This is a genomic window from Paenibacillus sp. 01L418 (assembly GCF_056400045.1).
The window spans coordinates 1-3,581 of record NZ_JBFTSN010000558.1 but is presented as its reverse complement, the minus strand read 5'-3'; the positions used below and the strand labels follow the sequence as shown (position 1 = coordinate 3,581).

Here is a 3,581-nt window from a genome sequence, read left to right as displayed (position 1 = left end):
CCCGAAGCCTCGCTGAAAATCTAGAATGGTTTAAGGCTCATTTCACCTATCCTCGCAATCGTGGTCTAATCGTTCGTGAAGTGACAGTAGGACAACATGGGCAAAAGGGTGCAGTTCTTTTCATGGATGGACAAGTAGATTGGAAGCATCTGGATCGTTGTGTCATGGTACCTATAATGAATATAGAGATGAAGCATGTTGAAGATCTGGATATAGATGTTCTGATGGCTGATACATTTAAAGATGGAAAAGTCACCTCAAAAGTGGATCTAGGAAGAATTACAGATAGTATATTGGCAGGCTCCGCTGCCATTTTATTTGATGACGTAGCTGAAGCGATACTCGTTGTGGTAAAAGGATGGGAAAAGAGAGCCATCGATACYCCGAGAACGGAGGTTGTCGTACGCGGTGCAAATGAAGGGTTTACGGAGGAACTAGAAACAAATTTATCGATGATTAGACGAAGACTGCGGACGCCAGACCTCATCGTGGAGACTGGTTTTGTAGGCACGCTCTCGCGGACAGAAATAGCGATTGTTTATATTAAAACGATTGCAAACGAAGAGCTTGTAGCCGAGGTTAGAAAACGTATTGCAAGCATTCGATATGATTACATCGGCGATAGCGGCACGATTGAACAATTAATTGAGGAGCATTCGAATTCGATTTACCCCAATATACTCAGCACCGAACGACCAGACTGGACCGCAGCACATCTTGCCAATGGTTATGTAAGTATTATGGTGAACAATTCACCATTCTCTCTTATCGTCCCAGCTCATTTTCCACTTTTCCTGCAAACGGTAGAGGATACTTATCTTCGTTGGCCATACAGCAGCTTTATCCGTACGATTCGCGTAATCGGTTTTTTTGTTGCACTCTATTTGCCAAGTATTTATGTGGCAGTCGCTAATTTCCATCAAGAAATGATACCGACGACACTTATGCTTGCTATTGCCGGTTCACGCGAGGTTGTCCCGATTCCGCTAGCTGCAGAAATATTTATGCTGGAATTGATGTTCGAAATCATTCGTGAAGCGGGCGTCCGGATTCCGAGCGTTATCGGTCCGACGATTGGTATCGTTGGGGCATTGATACTGGGGCAAGCCGCCGTACAAGCCAATATTGTAAGCCCGATCGTTGTCATTATTACGGCAACAACAGCGCTAGCTTCTTATACGATTCCGAACTATAACATGCAGTTCGCCACACGTATGCTTCGTTTCATTTATTTGCTTGCAGCGTCTTATCTCGGCTTGGTTGGCGTTGTTTTACTGTCATTATTGCTTTGGACTAAGCGAGCAGCGGAAAATTCGTTCGGCGTTCCTGTACTAGCTCCTTTTACACCTCATAGACCTAGCAGCGATTCATTTTTGAGAAAAGCAATCGATAAGCAAATTTATCGTCCGTTTTCGATCCGTCCCAAAGATGCGAATAAAATTCCGAGCAGTAAAGCGGCAGAAAGCGATGAGACGAACAAACAAGGGGATGCGCAGAAGTGAGAATGCATCACATTGGATTAAGAGAGGCTACTGCAATCGGCATTATTTTTATCATCACAAAAATATTTTTGCCTTTCCAAAGGTCTTTGGCAGAAGAAGGGGGCACCGCAGCTTGGATTATTATTATTATTGCGATGCTGTTCTGTCCGCTTACTTGGTGGGCAATTAGAGGGGTGATAAACAATGGTCCAGAAAATAGTACATTAATTACGGCTACGGAAGACATATTAGGCCCGATTTTGGGAAGTGCAGTTAATCTGATGTACTGTACTTTTTTCTATATGATTACATTCATCGTGCTTCGTGAATTTTCAGAAATCATATCCTCTGAAATTTTGCCTAGAACACCTCTTATGGCAATTCTACTTGCGCTTTTATTACCGATTGCCTTTATCGCACATACAGGAATCGAAGCCATTGGCCGAATCAGCTCCATAACTGTATTCCTCATTGTAGGAAGCGTTTATCTATTGCTAATCGGTGGTTTAATGACACATATGGAGCCCAAAGCTTTATCACCCTTATGGGGTACTGGTCGTTCTCATGTGCTTTTTTTGGGTGTAATTAAGAGCTCTTTATTTTCCGAGCTGCTTGTACTCGGATTTCTTCTGCCAAGAATGCGACATCAGAAGGACTGGGGAAAAGTGGCTTGGTGGTGTATCATCGTTTCGTCTGTCCTGCTGCTCAGCACAACGATATGTTATTTATTTATCTTTCCATATCCAACAGCTTCGAGAATTAACGTGCCATTAATGGAAATTAGCAAGCTGATAGTATATGGACGATGGCTGCAGCGCTTGGAAAGTTTGTTTCTCATCGTTTGGTTAATCAGCACAGTCGTTAAATTAGCGGTGGGCTTATATTGTACAGCTTCAGCGTTGTCTCAAATTTTTCACTTGCCAAGACATCGGCCGCTCGTGTTTCCGCTGACGATAACGATATTCAGCTTTGCCATGCTGCCAGACAGCGAGATGACGGCCATCGCTTGGGATCGGGACATTCTTAGAACCTATGGTTCAATCATTTCGATTGGTTTGCCTATGCTGACATGGCTGGTAGGCATCATCCGTAAAGGGAGGAGACCAGCGTGAGACGCTCATTTCGGATTGTAAACACCATAGTGGTTACAGTAACGAGCCTGATTTTTTTATCGGGCTGTTGGGATCGGCTGGACCCGGAAAATATGGCTTTTGTGATCGCAATCGGTGTGGATGAAGGCCCACAAAATGATTTCTTATTTAGTTTTGCTATTGCTGTACCAAAGCTCAGTGATATGGGTCAAAGCTCAGGCGGAGGGGGAAATAAAGTTGTCATTGTACATACCATTGAAGGCTCCAATATGGCTTCTGCACTCGCTCTTAGCCAAAGCTTTATTGCTCGCAGATTAACGCTTATTCACTCTAAAGCGCTCATTATAGGCGAAGGGCTGGCCAGAAAGGGCGTCATGCCTCTATTAAGTGAAGCGGTTCGTAATCGGGAATTTCGGCGTACCGTTAATATGATTACGGTAAAAGGGAAAGCAAAGGACTACCTGCAATTTGTTCAGCCAACGACTGAACAGGACGTTAGCTTCTGGTTTGAACTTGAATTAGATCCCAAAAATCAAGGCGGCACCATACCGAAGCAAGCGCGTTTTCATGAATTTATTATGGATGTCGAAAGCAAAGGCACAGGTGCTATTTCTATATTATCAGCTCCTAGGCCTGATGTTAAAAAAGGCAAAGCAAACATTTCTTCTGATGAGAAAGATCTGAATCCAGATGCCAAACAGCCTATTGTGAGTGATCAATATGCAGGGAAAATAAAACGTACAGGTGATGTTCCTGTAGAATTTTTCGGTAGTGCAGTATACAAAAGCAGCTCTTTGGTTGGTTATCTGAATGGATCGGAGACACGAATACTCAATATGCTTCGCGGGGAATTGGAGGAAACGACTTGGGATTTCCATGACCCTTCTGATAAGAAGCTCAATTTAAGCATGACGATGAATGCCGATAGACAAGCAAAGCTGAAAATAAAAAGAAAAGGTGATCAAGTTACCGCAATCTTCGATGTTAAATTGGAAGGAGAACTGATCAG

General features: G+C 43.4%; 3 protein-coding genes. All 3 read left to right on the top strand.

The genetic code is table 11. The features are described 5' to 3' along the window. Window positions 1-1,502, top strand: a 1,502-nt coding sequence (locus tag AC1DSE_RS32600; protein ID WP_477528866.1) for a spore germination protein, incomplete at its 5' end; no start/stop codon positions are given. Between the two features lie 2 nt (window positions 1,503-1,504). Continuing rightward, entirely contained in the window at window positions 1,505-2,593 is a 1,089-nt protein-coding gene (locus AC1DSE_RS32595) for a GerAB/ArcD/ProY family transporter (protein WP_441882206.1), read from the top strand. Then, window positions 2,590-3,581, top strand: a 992-nt coding sequence (locus AC1DSE_RS32590) for a Ger(x)C family spore germination protein (protein ID WP_477528865.1), incomplete at its 3' end; no start/stop codon positions are given. The genes AC1DSE_RS32595 and AC1DSE_RS32590, both read left to right, overlap by 4 nt.

Coding starts and splice junctions, on each gene's coding strand:
- AC1DSE_RS32595 (WP_441882206.1), top strand. CDS start 1,505: ATGCATCACATTGGATTAAGAGAGGCTACTGCAATCGGCATTATTTTT.